The sequence below is a fragment of the Alkalinema pantanalense CENA528 genome, assembly GCF_050753345.1.
Lineage (GTDB): Bacteria > Cyanobacteriota > Cyanobacteriia > Leptolyngbyales > Leptolyngbyaceae > Alkalinema > Alkalinema pantanalense.
Window position 1 is genome coordinate 26428 of the sequence record NZ_JBLZFX010000048.1, and the last position, 16006, is coordinate 42433.

General features: G+C 50.3%; 17 protein-coding genes and 1 pseudogene. 10 read left to right on the plus strand and 8 right to left on the minus strand.

Going from position 1 to position 16006, the window contains the following annotated elements; translation table 11 throughout:
- Window positions 1–309 precede the first annotated feature (309 nt).
- Both ACN4EG_RS16020 and ACN4EG_RS16025 read left to right on the plus strand, forming a co-directional pair.
- A complete protein-coding gene (locus ACN4EG_RS16020) occupies window positions 310–864 on the plus strand; it encodes a restriction endonuclease (RefSeq protein WP_431630887.1) in 555 nt (184 codons plus the stop codon).
- The gene (locus tag ACN4EG_RS16025) at window positions 861–1412 is read left to right on the plus strand and encodes a helix-turn-helix domain-containing protein (protein ID WP_431630889.1); all 552 of its coding nucleotides are present in this window, start codon (window positions 861–863) and stop codon (window positions 1410–1412) included. The genes ACN4EG_RS16020 and ACN4EG_RS16025 overlap by 4 nt, the downstream gene beginning before the upstream one ends.
- Before the next feature lie 129 nt (window positions 1413–1541).
- On the opposite strand, the gene ACN4EG_RS16030 is transcribed toward ACN4EG_RS16025, so the two are convergent.
- The gene (locus ACN4EG_RS16030) at window positions 1542–2147 is read right to left on the minus strand and encodes a Uma2 family endonuclease (RefSeq protein ID WP_431630891.1); all 606 of its coding nucleotides are present in this window, start codon (window positions 2145–2147) and stop codon (window positions 1542–1544) included.
- A gap of 47 nt (window positions 2148–2194) precedes the next feature.
- On the opposite strand from ACN4EG_RS16030, the gene ACN4EG_RS16035 reads away from it, so the two are divergent.
- Genes ACN4EG_RS16035 through ACN4EG_RS16045 form a run of 3 tightly spaced genes read left to right on the plus strand, consistent with a single transcriptional unit; the run spans window position 2195 to window position 2982 of the window.
- Complete coding sequence (locus ACN4EG_RS16035; RefSeq protein WP_431630893.1) at window positions 2195–2368, plus strand: hypothetical protein; 174 nt, start codon at window positions 2195–2197, stop codon at window positions 2366–2368.
- 33 nt (window positions 2369–2401) lie between these two features.
- Window positions 2402–2599: a DNA-binding protein gene (locus ACN4EG_RS16040; protein ID WP_431630895.1), complete on the plus strand. Its 198-nt coding sequence runs from the start codon at window positions 2402–2404 to the stop codon at window positions 2597–2599.
- Entirely contained in the window at window positions 2596–2982 is a 387-nt protein-coding gene (locus ACN4EG_RS16045) for a type II toxin-antitoxin system death-on-curing family toxin (protein WP_431630896.1), read from the plus strand. The genes ACN4EG_RS16040 and ACN4EG_RS16045 overlap by 4 nt, the downstream gene beginning before the upstream one ends.
- Here ACN4EG_RS16045 and ACN4EG_RS16050 read toward each other — a convergent pair.
- From ACN4EG_RS16050 to ACN4EG_RS16060, 3 genes are all read right to left on the minus strand, one after another.
- The gene (locus ACN4EG_RS16050) at window positions 2979–3317 is read right to left on the minus strand and encodes a Uma2 family endonuclease (RefSeq protein WP_431630914.1); all 339 of its coding nucleotides are present in this window, start codon (window positions 3315–3317) and stop codon (window positions 2979–2981) included. The genes ACN4EG_RS16045 and ACN4EG_RS16050 overlap by 4 nt on opposite strands.
- 60 nt (window positions 3318–3377) lie before the next feature.
- Window positions 3378–5882: a penicillin-binding protein 1C gene (pbpC, locus tag ACN4EG_RS16055; RefSeq protein ID WP_431630899.1), complete on the minus strand. Its 2505-nt coding sequence runs from the start codon at window positions 5880–5882 to the stop codon at window positions 3378–3380.
- Between the two features lie 169 nt (window positions 5883–6051).
- The gene (locus ACN4EG_RS16060) at window positions 6052–6192 is read right to left on the minus strand and encodes a hypothetical protein (protein ID WP_431630900.1); all 141 of its coding nucleotides are present in this window, start codon (window positions 6190–6192) and stop codon (window positions 6052–6054) included.
- Here ACN4EG_RS16060 and mnmG point away from each other — a divergent pair.
- A complete protein-coding gene (mnmG, locus tag ACN4EG_RS16065; protein ID WP_431630902.1) occupies window positions 6191–8101 on the plus strand; it encodes a tRNA uridine-5-carboxymethylaminomethyl(34) synthesis enzyme MnmG in 1911 nt (636 codons plus the stop codon). The two genes, ACN4EG_RS16060 and mnmG, sit on opposite strands and share 2 nt — an antisense overlap.
- A gap of 168 nt (window positions 8102–8269) precedes the next feature.
- On the opposite strand, the gene ACN4EG_RS16070 is transcribed toward mnmG, so the two are convergent.
- The 4 genes from ACN4EG_RS16070 to ACN4EG_RS16085 all read right to left on the minus strand — a co-directional run bounded on the left by ACN4EG_RS16070 (window position 8270) and on the right by ACN4EG_RS16085 (window position 11440).
- Window positions 8270–8746 (minus strand): DUF29 domain-containing protein, encoded by a 477-nt coding sequence (locus ACN4EG_RS16070; protein ID WP_431630904.1) that lies wholly within the window; start codon window positions 8744–8746, stop codon window positions 8270–8272.
- Window positions 8747–8867: 121 nt separating this feature from the next.
- The gene (fba, locus tag ACN4EG_RS16075; protein WP_431630905.1) at window positions 8868–9938 is read right to left on the minus strand and encodes a class II fructose-bisphosphate aldolase; all 1071 of its coding nucleotides are present in this window, start codon (window positions 9936–9938) and stop codon (window positions 8868–8870) included.
- Window positions 9939–10091: 153 nt separating this feature from the next.
- Window positions 10092–10709, minus strand: coding sequence for an acyl carrier protein phosphodiesterase (locus tag ACN4EG_RS16080; protein WP_431630915.1), 618 nt, complete (start codon window positions 10707–10709; stop codon window positions 10092–10094).
- A 203-nt stretch (window positions 10710–10912) separates the two neighbouring features.
- Window positions 10913–11440 (minus strand): hypothetical protein, encoded by a 528-nt coding sequence (locus tag ACN4EG_RS16085; protein ID WP_431630906.1) that lies wholly within the window; start codon window positions 11438–11440, stop codon window positions 10913–10915.
- 87 nt (window positions 11441–11527) lie between these two features.
- Between ACN4EG_RS16085 and ACN4EG_RS16090 the strand changes: the two are divergent.
- The 4 genes and pseudogenes from ACN4EG_RS16090 to ACN4EG_RS16105 form a co-directional block, all read left to right on the plus strand.
- Window positions 11528–11755 (plus strand): annotated as a pseudogene (locus ACN4EG_RS16090) (Uma2 family endonuclease); the annotation flags it as partial.
- A 60-nt stretch (window positions 11756–11815) separates the two neighbouring features.
- Window positions 11816–12598, plus strand: coding sequence for a photosystem II S4 domain protein (locus ACN4EG_RS16095; protein WP_431630907.1), 783 nt, complete (start codon window positions 11816–11818; stop codon window positions 12596–12598).
- A gap of 437 nt (window positions 12599–13035) precedes the next feature.
- Window positions 13036–13413 carry a response regulator gene (locus ACN4EG_RS16100; protein ID WP_431630910.1) on the plus strand — a complete coding sequence of 126 codons (378 nt, stop codon included), beginning with the start codon at window positions 13036–13038 and terminating at the stop codon, window positions 13411–13413.
- The gene (locus ACN4EG_RS16105) at window positions 13410–15737 is read left to right on the plus strand and encodes a CHASE4 domain-containing protein (RefSeq protein WP_431630912.1); all 2328 of its coding nucleotides are present in this window, start codon (window positions 13410–13412) and stop codon (window positions 15735–15737) included. The genes ACN4EG_RS16100 and ACN4EG_RS16105 overlap by 4 nt, the downstream gene beginning before the upstream one ends.
- Window positions 15738–16006: the final 269 nt, after the last annotated feature.

Here is a 16006-nt window from a genome sequence, read left to right on the forward strand (position 1 = left end):
CATATTGCTGGCGCGTTAAGTCGTGCCTATATTCGTGAGATCGCTAGATGAACAAGACTCAACTTGATCTATTCAAAAAATCGATAAGGCGAGATCGAAGACTATCAAAAAGCAGCAGCACTCTACACCGCGATCGTGAAATCTCTTGACTGTGGCAAACGGCAGTCCGATGCTTATCCTGCCCTTCAGAACCCTACACCATCAGTCCCACCACCACCCAGGCACAGCCCCTAGGAATGACACAGAGCTGACCGTTGATGTTGTAAACTAGGTCTGGCAAATCGTGAGTCACGGCTTGGAGGATTGGGATTGACAGCGGCAGCAGAATACGAAGCAATGATTCAAGCCCTGCAATGGAAAGACTTGCGATCGCTTTGGGAAAGCATTGAAAACCGTAACACTCCAGGATGGGACTCAGGGAAAGCTTTTGAATACCTGATCCTACGAGCTTTTCAACTTGACGGAGCAGAGGTCAGGTATTCGTACAGCGTTAAATTGTTTGGGGAAGAGGTTGAACAAGTTGATGGTGTCGTTTACTGTCTAGGACTGTCTTGTCTAGTAGAATGCAAAGACTTTTCCGATAAGGTCAATGTTGACATCGCACCGATCGCCAAACTGCGTAATCAACTTTTGCGTCGTCCTGCAAGTACGCTTGGCTTAGTCTTTAGCCGAACAGGGTTTACTGATCCAGCTCGCCATCTCTCCTACTTTTCATTGCCTCAGACAATTCTGCTTTGGAGTGGAGAAGAGCTAAAATATGCTTTAGAGCGAGAATCAATCTGTGAACTGCTCCTTCTTAAATATCGTGTGTGTGTAGAAGATGGGCTACCTGACTATGATGTTAGAGAGAGGGATATTCCATGACGGCTTACATTGTATGTGAAGGGGAACATGACGCACAATTACTGAAGCGTCTTCTTCCAGAAAAATTCGTGGGCAATACTGAAGTTGTTGCGGCGGGTGGACTCTCTGCTGTCAAATCCTTAGCTCGTTCTTTGGTTGTTCGCCGCCAGTCTCCTGTTGCGATCGTAGCGGATGCTGATGCAGTAGTTTTGGATCAAGTTGAACAACGGCTTAAAGATATTGAAGAAATTGTTGGTAATATTTCTGCGAATACGCCAGTTAAAGTAGTACTAGCTGTTCCGACTCTCGAAATTATTTTTTTTCAAGATATTTCCTTGCTGTCACGCCTACTGGGATATATTCCTCCTCAAGATATATTTAGCCTAGCAGTATACCAACCTAAGCAAGTCTTAGAGAAATTGATTGCACAATCAAAGATTTTGCGGAGTCAGTCTCAATTAGTCGAGCAACTCACATATGAAGAGCTTGAAATTCTCCGCGAAGCTCCAGTTATTCAAGAGATTATTCAGTTTCTTCAGTCTGTACCAGAAACCGCAGATACTGTGTGATATAGTTTTGAAGCATAGTCGCAACATATCTCTGGAGCGTTAAATCGTGCCTATGTTCGGTGAAATCTCTTGACTGTAGCAAACGGCAGTTCAACGCTTATCCCGCCCTTCAGAACTCTCATTGGTGTATTACTGAAGCGATCGTAAAGAGTCCCGATAAGCCATCACCGCATCAAATTGTTCCTCGGGTTTGACATAGCTGGCTAGCATCTGAACATCACAATTCGGTAGTAACTCACTGCCTGCAACCTGCTCATAACCCGCTTCTCGCAAATGGTAAATCCGAAACTGCTCAGCCTCCCACACCCAAACTTCCGTAACCCCCAACCCCCGGTAGATGTCCAGCTTATCAATCAAACCACTCGTCAAAACAACCTCGATCGCCAGATCAGGAAACTCTTTCTTTTGCCCTAAGCAATAGCATTCATCCGGTTCTAGTCCACGTTGTTTCGCCATTTTCCGAAAAGTTGCTGAGCCAATGCCATGGAATCTGGTGCGAGTTTCCTGGAAATATGCTTCCATCAACATGCCAATGGTTGTTTTCAATTCTTCATGTAAAGGCGAAGTTGTCATTATTTCCAACCTTCCTTCTAAGTAGCTCAATCGCAACGCCGGAAAATCATCCCCTAGGGTTGCCAGTAGCAATTCATACTGCTGCCAACTTACACCTTCCAGCAGAAGGCGCTGTTCAGCGGGAATCGGCGCGATCGTGGGTGTCATCCATTGGACAGTCATAGCGCATCTCTAAGAGGTGCTTCTATTCTAGTTCATCGGCCACTGCCATGGATTTAGGGTTAGTAGCCGAGCTTTTGCAGGGCAGCGGCGATGGTCGATCGAACAAAACCGTTCATCTTGCCCCCGCGATCGTCTTGCCCTCGTCCCCGCGATCGTGGACTCTCTTCACGCTTGACTGTCTCAACCTAAACGCGAAGCTCCCACTTGGGCGCAAATGCTAAACTTGACCCAGAAACCTTAGGAGAGCAACAGCTGTGGCTTCTATCACCCTTGATATTCCAGACGCTCAATACCAAAAGCTACAAGACTTGGCAGCATTACATGGAATTGCGCTTGAAGTTTTATTGAAAGCCAGTTTAGAGGATTGGCTGAACTCTCAAAATAGTGAATCCATCAATGCAATGAATTATGTATTGACAAAGAACTCTGAACTGTATCGGCGTTTGGCATGATGCGTTTCTTGACATTAATCGAGGTACTAGAACTGCATCGTAGAATCATTGAGCAATCTGGTGGAGCATTCGGCATCCGAGATATAGGACTGTTAGAATCAGCGATCGCTCAACCTCGAATGTCTTTTGGTGGAGAAGATTTATACCCCAGCCTACTTGAGCAAGCAGCAGCATTAGGGTTTTCACTCATCATGAATCATCCATTTGTAGATGGGAACAAACGCATAGGTCATGCTGCGATGGAAACTTTTCTTGTCCTAAATGGCATGGAAATTAACGCCTCTGTGGATGAACAGGAGCAGGTAGTGCTGGCGATCGCATCAGGTAAAATGAGCCGTCAGGGATTTTTAGAATGGTTACAACAAAACACCATCATTCGTTAGCGACGATGAAGAAAATTTATGGTTTGCCTGTCGCCTTTGTAACAAGAGTCCCAATAGGCCATCACCGCATCAAGTTGTTCACCGAGTTTGACATAATAGCTAGCTAGCATCTGAACATCACAATTCGGTAGTAACTCACTGCCTGCAACCTGCTCATAACCCGCTTCTCGCAAATGATAAATCCGAAACTGCTCAGCCTCCCAAACCCAAACTTCCGTCACACCCAACCCCCGGTAGATGTCCAGCTTATCAATCAAACTACTCGTCAAAACAACCTCGATCGCGAGATTTAGGGTTGGTAGCCAAGTTTTGTCAGGGTAGCAGCGGCGGTCGATCGAACCTGTTCATCTTGCCCCCAGCGGTCAAGTGTGGATTCATGGAACCTTGATCGCTTCTTAGTCACCCGTTCCTGTAGAAAATCCCCGTCGATCGCCCTCAGTTTCCGCCACCGCCACCTCAAAGTGTACCCGATCGACGATCTCTCCCTGCCTCACCTCCAGCGTCCAACTCCCTGGTTGCATCTCCCAAAACAATGACTGGGTTGATGTTTTAGCAATGGGTTTTCCGTTGAGAATCCATTCGATCGGACGTTCAGGAGAACTTGAGACCTTAAATTCTAAGCGTTGTTGCTCGGAACCATCTTGCAATGATTTAATCGACCTATCTTGATTACCCACAACGACTAAAAACTGATCGTTTTCCCGTGGTGCAACAATTCGCAACTGCCGATCGGTAAATTTTGTTTGCGCCTGCTGAGCCATCCATTCGTTATATTCTGCGGGTAAATTCAGCCGCACCGCCGACTGGCCCGATCGCGAATTTCCCGATCGTGTCTCCCCCGATCGCTCGGCCACATACACCGTATCCAGAGTTTGTTCATAGGCCGCTAAGTCCTCTGGGTAAAAATATTCCTGCACGATCGTGGGACAGGCCGCCGTTGGCTTCAAGCCAGATAATGCACAAATGGGACGCTGCACTAATCCCAGCGGTTTCGGCAAGGCTTCCGGTTCCCGCCGTTCATGCAAATGCACCATAATTTGATTCCATAGCGGAGCCGCCCCCGTTACCCCCGAAATTTGCCGCATCGGTTCCCCCGTGAAATTGCCCACCCACGTCGCCACTGTATAGTCCCGACTAAACCCCACCGTCCACGTATCCCGAAAATCCGACGATGTACCCGTTTTCACCGCCGTCGGAAACGGCAAACTCAACAGCGAATTCACCCCAAACGATTTGGCCCGCGCATGGCGATCGCTCAACATATCCGTAATCAACGCCCAAGTTGCCGCCGCTTCCCGATGGTAGGCCGTTGGCTGCAGCTGGGGTGATTGCGGCACACCAGAACTGGCTACTTCTGGCGCAGACTGCTGGGGAGATTGCCGAGGTGATTGCCCTTGATTCGCCATCACTTGATAGGCATAGGCCAACTCCCATAAACTCACTTCCCCACTGCCCAGCGTCAACCCCAACCCATAGTAATTCGGTGTTTGGGTCAGGTGCCGAAAACCCAGTTGATGCAAGCGATCGAGGAACGTCGCCACCCCCAGCTTTTCCAACACCCGCACTGCTGGAATATTTAGGGAATTGGCTAAGGCAATACGAACTCGCACAGGCCCTTGAAAGGTTTCACTATAATCCGTAGGACTGTAGAGTTGCGCACCGGGAATTCCATAATAGGCCGGAGTATCTGCCAGAATTGTATTTGGCTGAATCACTCGTTTCTCCAACGCTAACTCATACAGAAACGGCTTCAGGGTTGACCCCGGTTGACGCAATGCTTGCACGCCATCATTCCGTCCCATTTCTGATGCAGCAAAGTAATCCCGAGATCCCACATAGGCCAGCACATTCCCTGTCGCATTATCCAACACGATCGCTGCCGCCTGGTGTACGTTATAGGATTGCAAGGTTTCCAGCACCTGCCGCACCTGCGCCTCCACAAATTGCTGAAGCGGTAAATCTAAGCTGGTAGAAATCTGGGCCGGATGGGTTTTAGGTAACTGCTTGGCCGCCCAAAACAGATAGTGGGGAGCCGCGATAATGCCCTGGTGCCGCGCTTGCAACGTCACCACCTCCGCCATGGCCCGATCGCGCTGTTCCGCAGTAATCACCCGATCGGCCACCAAACGATCGAGCACATAGCGTTGCCGCCGTTTGAGCCGATCCCAGTGCTCATGGGGATTGAGGCGATTGGGGTCATTGGGAATTGCTGCCAGCAACGTTGCCTGGGCCAAACTCAAATCCTGGGCTGGAATGCCGAAGTAAACCCGAGACGCTGCTTCTACGCCATAGACATTGCCCCCCATGGGCAAACGGTTGATATAACTGTGCAAAATTTCGCGCCGATTCATCCCCGCCCACAAACGCCAAGACACCCAAACTTCCTGAAGCTTACTGGCGATCGTCCGGGGTTTTGGATCGATCATGCGGGCTAGCTGCATCGTAATCGTTGACCCCCCGCTGACCACTTCACGGGCCGTAACAACCTGACCCATCGCCCGTCCCATCGCCCACCAATCCACCGCCCCATGGCTGTAAAACCGCTTATCCTCCGCCGCCACGATCGCTTGCAGGAACCAAGGCGACACCCGATCGACGGGCACCACTGCGGTATGGTCTTGGTCGCGGGTCAGCAAGGTACCCAACACCGTCCCATGGCGATCGCGAAATTCGATCGCCTGATCATCCTGGGCCAAATCCATCGCATGGATGGGAGCCAAGTAGGGCAACCCTCGGAGCAACACTAGCAATCCCACCAACCCCAGCCCAAGCTGCCAACGAGTCCAGCGCCAGCGCTGCCGAGAGGTGCCGTTGCCACCCCAGCCCATTCCCCGCGCGATCGCCCGCCCCACCCGCCTGGGTAACGCGATCAACCAACCGAACCACCGGGGTTTTGCCATAGGGAGATCTTGACTCGACTGAACTGAACTGAACTGAACTGAACTGACACTGAACTGACACTGAAAATTGCAGCAGTCCCCTTGCCACGATTCTACGATCGCGCTTTCAGGATCGACCGCATTTCATCGCATTTCGCAACGATCGCATTTCAAATTGCCCCGTTTCAAATCACGCTAACAATCCCGTCACCCGAGGATTGAAGATACCCGCTAAAATAGGGGGTTGGTATCCCCATCCAACCCGTTGGAACTGCCCGCCCGGTTCGCTCGATCGGTAAACGACCCTTGTAGCCCATGAACGGTAGCCCATGAACGCACCTGTTGACTTTCTAGATGCCTACGATGTTGTTGTTGTGGGCGCAGGCCATTCCGGCTGTGAAGCGGCACTGGCTTCAGCACGCTTAGGCTGTCGCACCCTGTTACTGACGTTGAACCTCGATCGTGTGGCATGGCAGCCCTGCAACCCAGCGATCGGCGGGCCAGCCAAGTCGCAACTGGTGCATGAAGTCGATGCCTTGGGGGGCGAAATGGGTCGCGTCGCCGATCGAACTTACCTGCAAAAACGCATCCTCAACTCCTCCCGTGGCCCTGCGGTTTGGGCCTTGCGGGCGCAGTCGGACAAGCGGGAATATGCCGCCGTCATGAAAGGCATCGTGGAAACGGAACCCAACCTCACCCTGCGGGAAGGCATGGTCACGGATTTAGTGCTGGGAGCCAATGACGACATCATCGGCGTGCAAACTTATTTCGGCGTCGCCTTTGCCTGCAAAGCGGTGATTCTGACCACGGGCACCTTCCTGGGGGGGCGCATTTGGGTGGGCGATAAATCCATGGAAGCAGGCCGAGCCGGGGAATTTGCGGCCACGGGTTTGACCGAAACGCTGAATCGCCTCGGCTTTGAAACAGGTCGTCTGAAAACGGGAACCCCGGCCCGCGTCGATCGGCGGTCGATCAACTTCGACATTCTGGAACCCCAACCGGGCGATGAAGATGTGCGGTGGTTTAGCTTTGACCCGACGGCTTGGCAGGAGCGGGAACAAGTCCCCTGCTATCTGACCCGTACCACGGCGGAAACCCATCGGATCATTCGGGAAAACCTGCACCTTTCCCCGGTCTACGGCGGTTGGGTGGATGCCAAAGGGCCGCGCTATTGCCCCAGCATTGAAGACAAAATTGTTCGCTTTGCCGACAAGGAAAGCCACCAAATTTTCCTGGAACCAGAAGGCCGTGACATTCCTGAAATTTATGTCCAAGGATTTTCCACAGGATTGCCAGAACGGTTGCAGCTAGCAATGTTGCAATCATTGCCAGGGTTAGAAAAATGTATGATGCTGCGTCCGGCCTATGCGGTGGAGTACGATTACCTTCCGGCAACACAATGCTATCCCACCTTGATGACCAAGAAAATTCAAGGGCTGTTCTGTGCCGGACAGATTAACGGAACGACGGGTTATGAAGAAGCTGCCGCCCAGGGATTTGTGGCTGGGGTGAATGCGGCGCGCTTGGTGCGGGGGGAAGATGAAGTGATTTTCCCGCGCGAAGGCAGTTACTTGGGAACGTTAATTGATGACCTCTGTACGAAGGACTTGCGGGAACCCTACCGCATGTTAACCAGTCGATCGGAGTATCGCTTAATCCTCCGATCGGACAATGCGGATCAACGTCTAACGCCGCTGGGTCGGGAGATCGGGATAATTGACGATCGCCGTTGGGAATTGTTTACGCGCAAACAGGAAAACATTGCCGCAGAAAAAGAGCGATTGCATACCACACGGGTCAAGGAACATGATGAACTCGGTCAAGCCATTGCAGCGCACACCCAACAAGCGATCAAAGGATCGATCACTCTAGCGGAACTGCTGCGCAAACCAGGGTTTCACTACGGCGATCTCGATCGCTTTAATTTAGGCAATCCTGAGCTCGATCGATCGGAAAAGGAAGGCGCAGAAATCGACATCAAGTACGCAGGCTACATCCATCGCCAGCAAACGCAGATCGAACAGATCGCCCGCCAGGAACACCGTAAGCTGCCAGCGGATCTGGACTACGCCAGCATTGCCACCCTGTCGAAAGAGGCACGGGAAAAACTGGGTAAAGTGCGGCCCTTAACGATCGGTCAAGCCTCCCGCATTGGCGGCGTCAATCCAGCGGACATTAACGCACTGTTGATCTATCTAGAAGTGCAATCCCGCCAAACCGCCGCTACGATCGCGCCTTAAATTGGATTCAGCACTTGATTCAGCAAGGTTTGGTAGGTAAGGGATTTGCAAAGAAATAATATCCCCTCTTCATTCCCCTACCCTCCGACCCTTTTACTCTCCTACCCCTACCCAATTGGGATTTGATTTATGCGCTGTTCCCTAAGGGTGGGGAATTTGAGGCGATCGTTATGCTGGCAAGAAGTCAAAGTCGATCGCCTGCTCCCAGTCATAGGGATACAATTCAGGAAACGTTGCATCGGGCCAATTGGTTTCCTGGATGGCTAAATCTCGCCCCATTTCATAGGCTTCCGCCAGGGCTTCCAGCATGTAGGGTTGGAGACTGGGATTATCCTTCAAGAGTTTATGAATTCGACGGCGCTGTTCTCGTAGGGGTGCCCGCCAACTATTGCTTCGATTTGCTGGCTGATATTGCCACTTAAGTAAATGCCCCAACAGTACCGCTAGTCGATTTTCCAACTCTTGGCGTTCCCGTCTACCCAAACTTGCAATTTCCTCAACCAAATTTTCGATATCTAATTCTGCCCAATTGCCCGATCGCAGAGCATCCACCATTTCCTGAGTCCATGCATAAAAATCCCGATCGTACAGAGGTTGCTGGGTATCTGAAGAATGGGATACAAGATTGTGAGATACCGGGGGCATAACAACTTACCTCAAGAATTCGCCCCTATCCTTGGAGTCTATCACGACCAAACAAAAGGGTGAGCCTCAGCCCACCCTAAACTAAATCTCAATCAATCCAAACAAAACAAAGTCAACTGAACTATACAGCCGCAGCAACTTGCTTCAGTTCACCTTTAGCATACTTGCGAGCGTACTCTTCTAAGCTGATTTGCTTGATTTTGCTAGCTTGGCCAGCGCACCAGAACTGCTGGTAACGATCGGCGCAAACTTTCTGCATGTACTTAATGGAAGGCTTCAAGAAGTGACGGGGGTCAAACTCGCTGGGCTTCGCCATCAACGCTTCCCGAACCGCAGCCGTGATGGCCAAACGGTTGTCGGTGTCGATGTTCACCTTACGCACACCGGACTTGATGCCCTTTTGAATTTCTTCAACAGGTACCCCGTAGGTTTCAGGAATTTCGCCACCGTGTTGGTTGATCAGCGCGATCAAATCTTCGGGAACCGAAGAAGACCCGTGCATCACCAAGTGGGTGTTGGGCAGACGACGGTGGATTTCTTCGATACGGCTGATGGCCAGAATTTCCCCAGTGGGCTTACGGGTGAACTTGTAAGCACCATGGCTAGTTCCGATCGCCACTGCCAGCGCATCTACTTGGGTTGCTTCCACGAAAGCAACTGCTTCATCGGGATCGGTCAGCAGTTGGGAATGATCCAACTTGCCTTCAAACCCGTGACCATCTTCAGCTTCGCCCATGCCGGTTTCCAACGAACCCAAGCAACCCAGTTCACCCTCAACGGATGCCCCGATCGCGTGAGCCACTTTCACCACTTCGCTGGTCACAGCCACGTTGTATTCAAAGCTTGCGGGGGTCTTAGCATCAGCTTCCAAGGACCCATCCATCATGACGCTGGTGAAGTTGTTCTTCAGCGCAGAGTAGCAAGTTGCAGGCTCGTTCCCATGATCTTGGTGCATCACGATGGGGATGTGGGGATAGGTTTCCACTGCCGCCAAGATCAGGTGGCGCAGGAAGTTCTCACCCGCATAGTTGCGCGCACCGCGAGAAGCTTGCAGGATCACGGGGCTGTCCGTTTCGTTAGCAGCCTGCATGATTGCCTGGATCTGCTCCATGTTGTTGACGTTGAATGCAGGAATGCCGTAGCCATTCTCTGCTGCGTGATCGAGCAGCAGTCGCATAGGTACGAGCGCCATAAGAGTCCTCCTGGGATATGGTCAGCGAGTTTCAGATACTTGATCCTGACAATAATCTTAAGACAAGTCTGTCCCCTGGCACAGGTCGATCGCGACGATTCTTCGGTCTAAATAGGTAAAAATCTCTATCAAATTTTCTATTTCTCTGAAAAGTTATGATAAGTAGACATTATCTGTAGGATTTTCTACCATTCCAGAGGGCTGTTCCTGAACCCATTGCACCAAGAGGGGAAAAAAGGCTTGAAAATCTTCTTCCAGGGCTGGGTAATGGCTCTGGAGTTCCCCGATCGCTTGGGCGAGGGGCGTTTCCCGCTTAAACCGTCGAGCAATGCGCCGCAGGGTGAGATCGACTCCGGCCAAATCGCGGTAGGAGTAGAGCCAGTCTTGATCCACCATCACCGGCACCGCCCGTTGCAAGAGCGGCGGCAAGATGGCTTGATGGGTCAACAGAACGCCATAGGCCCGATCGATAAACTCCCGTAGACTTTCCTGGGAATAGTCTGCCCAATGCTTCGACAAAAAATGGTCGTACAGCACATCGAGCATGATGCCTGCAAAGCGCCGGAATTTGGGTTGAATGCGCTGTTTACTCCGCCGCACGATCGCATGGGTATCGGTAAAGATATCCACCTGTTGATGCAGGGTCATACCTTGGCGAATGGCAAGGCTGTACTGCGTTTCACACAACCCCTTACGAAAATCTCCCAGCAGATTGCCAATCATCGATTCTGGGGATCCATCGGAGAGGTGTAAATGGGCTAGATAATTCACCAACTCAACTCCTCGATCGTTCCCTCGTTTATAACCGGATTTCTTCGATCGGCTACAAGCGTCCCAACTCTCTACCTCGGCAAGGAGCGTGAATCGCTTTAGGGATTTGCCAAGAAATAATATCTCCGACGCATGCCCTTCCCTCCCTACCCATTGACTCTCCTACCCCTATGCCCTTGGAACTTTATTGATACACTGTTCCCTTATCGCAAATAGGCCGTTCCAGTTTTATCCGTGTGAATTTGCAGGCTTTCCGTAGACTCCTGTTTCAAAATCATCAAAGCCCGTTGCACCAACACCTCGGAACCTTTGACAATCACCAGATACTTGCCTGCATCCATCTGACTCCGGTAGGGCAAGGCATCCCCCGTTTTGGAAAATAACCCGGCACTGCCCCCCATAAATAGGCTCCCCGTGAATCCCCCAAAGGCTCCCAACAGTCCCCCCAAGATCACGTTCCCCACTTCGCCCGCCCAGGGAAACGTGTTGAGTTGAGTCGATAGGTTAAACCCAATACCGCCGACGAAGCCAAAGGGCACCATCCATAGGGCAGACCACCTCACCCGGCTCCAGGCTTGGGCTTTGGGATTGGCAAGGCCAAATTCTTCTGCGGTTTTGTGGCCTTGACCGATAATCGCCCGATTGATCGTTGGCACTTTCCCCGCCTGCAAGGCAGCATCGGCGGCCTCCGCTAGTTTCCGATCGCGTACAACAGCTACTAAATAATTCATTGCAACGTCCCCCCAACACCATTGGCCAACCATTTCCTAGGGTAAAGCGTGCAGGTACCCTTGACTAGCTGACCTCAGAAAACGGCTGAGTACGCTGCACGGGGTATCCCTGAATATTGGATTGTGGATCCCGAGCGGGCTGTTGTTTCGATCGGGACGTTGATGGACAATGCTTACCAGTTTCAACTGTTTGAGGGTAATTCAGCGATCGTCTCTCCCACCTTTCCAACGTTAAAAGTAGCCGCAGCGCAAGTGCTGCACGCTGGGAGAAACGGTAACGGTTTCAGGGAACCACCGGGAAGGGCGGTAGAATAGACTCTGCTTTGTGGATCAGTTGTTTCGATCCACGCCACTAGAGGACGCTACTCAGAATTTATGCTGCCACGTGAGGATTTGCTCAAAGGGGTCGAGAACCGTGAAACCATTGCCCAAGTGATCGATCGGGCAGAACAGGCCATCAAAACCTGGGAAGTGGTGCAGACCGATTTTCTAGCCCCTCCAGAATTGGCAGAAGTCCAACAAATTTTCAGCCGCTTAACGGATATTCATTTCCTTCCCTGGGGCGGTTATCCCCAAGCTGAACGGCAACGGGTGGCGATCGCCCGATCGGAGATTCCTTTAGACCAAGACACGCAGGTGGAACTCACCGCCTTGGAAATTGCCGGAAATTTTCTCTTTGACACTGCTACTCACCGTGACTTTTTGGGCGCGCTGCTGGGGACAGGGATTGTCCGGGATAAGGTGGGCGACATTATTGTTTTTGGTGAGCGCGGTGCCCAGGCGATCGTCGTTCCAGAGCTGGTAGATTTTTTGACCCTGAACTTGACCCAGGTGCGATCGGTGCCAGTGAAAACCCGATCGATTCCCTTAACTGAACTGAAAATTCGCGAACCGAAAAAGAAAGAACTGACCACCGTAGAAGCCTCCATGCGCCTCGATGCGATCGCCTCTGCTGGCTTTGGCATGTCCCGGAGCAAAATGGCGGACTTGATTACGTCGGGAGATGTGCGCGTCAATTGGAAAGAAATTAGCTCGACCAGTCATCCCCTTAAACCTGGTGATTTAATTGCTGTACGGGGAAAGGGGCGTGTAGAAGTCGGCGAAGTGGCCATCACGAAAAAAGATCGCTACCGGGTACAGTTGACTCGGTTTATGTAAAGCAGCAAACCTATGTCCAACTATGTAACAAATCAAACAAATAAATTGAGGTAATTACTGAGATTGATGTCGAGAGAGTCGGGCTTCACCCACCCCTCCTCTTTCAGATCTCAAACCCTAGTCTTCCAAGTGTTTAGTGATTACCCGGTCTTTCTACTTTCAGGCGGTTCAATGGAAAACAAAAAAATATCCTGAAAGAAGTTTGTATCGTTCGTAACCTTAAAGTAAAACAGTGTGATGGGGAGATCCCCTTGGACAACCCAGCGTCTCGCTGATTTTCTCGAAAGTCCCTTGGGTACAATTTGCCAAGGGACTTCTTCTGGAGTCTAGATGCATCCCATCGGAATCACGATTTATCTCGGGGGCATCTGTCTAGGTTGTATTTTTTTAATAAGTTGTATTGTTTGCAGTTCGTTAAATGCCTTACTAAATCCACTATGCCTCGAATCTTGCTAGTTGAAGATAATGAAATGAACCGAGAAATGTTGTCTCGGCGCTTGCTTCGACGTGGATTTGAGGTGCTTACCGCAGTGGACGGCAAGATGGGTGTCACTAAGGCGATGGAGGAGCAACCTGATCTGATTTTGATGGACATGAGTTTGCCCATTCTGGATGGGTGGGCAGCGACCCGACAAATCAAAAATCATCCTGATACCCAACAAATTCCTGTAATTGCATTAACCGCCCATGCCATGGTGGGAGATCGGGAGCGATGTCTAGAGGCCGGCTGCGACGAGTACGACACCAAACCGATCGACTTTTCTCGCTTGCTTTCCAAAATTAGTACTTTTCTCGGGAACGATTTGGTGCTATGAAGTTTCTCCGCCTCTCTTTAAACTCCCCCAACCTAAGTCTGCGCCGCAAAACCCTAGGCATGCTGGGGATCACGCTGGTGGGTCTCAATCTCACCCTGTTTTTAATTTTTTCGAGCTTTTTATTGCGCAATGCTAAGCACACCGATCGGCAGCAAGCCCAGCATGATATTGAATTAGCCAGTCAATTTGTGGATCACACGTTGGAGGAGTTAAGCAGGCGGTTTAGCGATTGGTCATCTTGGGATGATACCTATAACTACATGCAAACCCGCGATCCAGGATTTATTGAATCGAATCTGATTGACTCGCAATTAGCGTTATTGGATGTTAATCTCATTGCTTTTTTTAATAATTCTGGAGAGTTAGTATTTGGGGTCACCTATGATCCCCAAAAAGGCTTGTCTGAGCCTATTCCAGCAGAAATTTTGAAAACCTTAACTCCCAATAGTCCAATTCTTAAGAACCAATCTTCTCAAAACTTGACTGGCTTGATTCAATCACCGCAGGGCGCGATGCTGCTAGCTTCTCGTCCCATTCTCAATAGCAAACGCCAAGGCCCGGTGCGGGGCCGCATGGTGATTGGACAGTATTTCCACAAAAGCCATTTTCCTGAATATGCAGAAATTTTACGCCTACCCCTGAAGTCAGAGTCCCTTCTGAATGGCCAAATCCCTCAGGAGATTCAGCCCATTCAGCTCCAACCACAGACTCCTATTGCATTTCAGGTGCATGAGGAAAATTCACAGGCTATCCATGCCCATGCTATTTTGAAGGACTTTTTTGGCAGTCCTGTTCTAGCCTTAACCCTTGATAATCCCCGATCGGCCTATCAACAAAGTTGGCAGATGCTCTATTCGCTCATGGGACTCAGTATTGCCGTGGGCCTAGTATTTGGCGGGATGACGGTTTTAAATTTAGAAGGCTTGGTACTGGCTCGTCTCAGTCGCCTGAACAAGGAAGTCCAGCAGATCAGTCAATTACGACGGTTAGATCAACGGGTGAGTGATCTAGGAACCGATGAACTGGGTAATCTCAGTCAAACGCTGAATCGGATGTTAAATGCCTTAGAGCAATATGAGCAGGAACAGCATCAAGCCGCAGCAGATATTTTGCAAGCCAAGGAAGAAGCAGAAACTGCAAGCCGTGCTAAGAGCCAGTTTCTAGCAAATATGAGCCATGAACTGCGCACACCGATGAATGCCATCATTGGTTTTAGTGAAATGCTCATGGAAGATGCTGCCCAAAATCACAATGCTGAGCTTTTTCAAGATCTCGAAACCATCCATAATTCCGGCAATCATTTGCTGGGGTTAATCAATGACATTCTTGATATTTCTAAAATTGAAGCAGGCAAGATGGATCTCTATCTAGAGAAGTTTCCAGTCCTGACCCTGGTTCAATCAGTGGTTGAGACGATTCAACCATTACTGCAACAGAATCACAATACCCTCGTAACTCATCTTGCACCTAATCTTGGCGAAATGAATGCCGATACTATGAAAGTGCGGCAGATACTCTACAACCTATTGAGTAACGCTTGTAAGTTTACTCACAATGGCACGATCGGTCTTACGGTTGAACCCTTGTCCGAATCTAAAAATCTCTGCTTTCGAGTGACTGATTCTGGCATAGGCATGTCAGATGCACAAATTGAACAACTTTTTCAAGCATTTTCTCAAGCGGATGCTTCGACAACTCGGAAATATGGTGGAACGGGCTTAGGATTGGCTATCACCCAACACTTCTGTACTATGATGGGCGGCTCAATTACGGTTGAAAGTACCTTGGATGAAGGATCAACCTTTACCGTCCTGTTGCCCCAGCAGGTATCCCCAGTAGAAATCGGATCACCCCGATTCAGTTCATTGCCCCGACCTCAGTTCAAAGCTCAGAATCTACCGCTTTTATTGGCGATCGATGACGACCCCACATTCCATGAATTAATTCGTCGCCAACTAGCGGACTACCCCTTGCAAATTATCAGTGCCATGACCGCGAAGGAAGGGATTGAGATTGCCAAAACCCTTCAGCCGCAAGTAATCACGTTGGATGTGATGATGCCGAACCAAGATGGCTGGTCTGTTTTGATGACTTTAAAGCAGGATCCAGAGTTGTCTAAAATCCCAGTCATCATGACCACGATCGTCGAAAATATTCGCTTAGGGTATTCCCTAGGGGCCACGGATTACCTGCTCAAGCCCATTAGCCGCGAACGGTTACAATCCGCTTTAGAAAAACATTGCAATCCCGACAACCCAGACTTTCTCAAAGTCATAAATCCTGACCAAATCAGTGAAGAAATTCGTGATTTGCTGTTTGGTTAAGTGGGATTGAATGGCGCAATTTGAGCTGCCATTGGATTGAGCTACTGGATTAAGCCACTGGAGCCATGATCGCACGTTGATTGAGTCGAGCCCATTTCCCAAGGGGCCGATGAGATGCAAGTCCCTGAACCGAGTTGCCAAAGTCTGTAGAACAGGCTGCTTGACTGACAAAACTAGAAAGCCGGAATGTGCTTGAGGACAGTGAATTCACGCTGCAAGGATTGTTCCGATTGACGGTATGAAGCCATAGTGGGTTCAGGGTCTGGAGC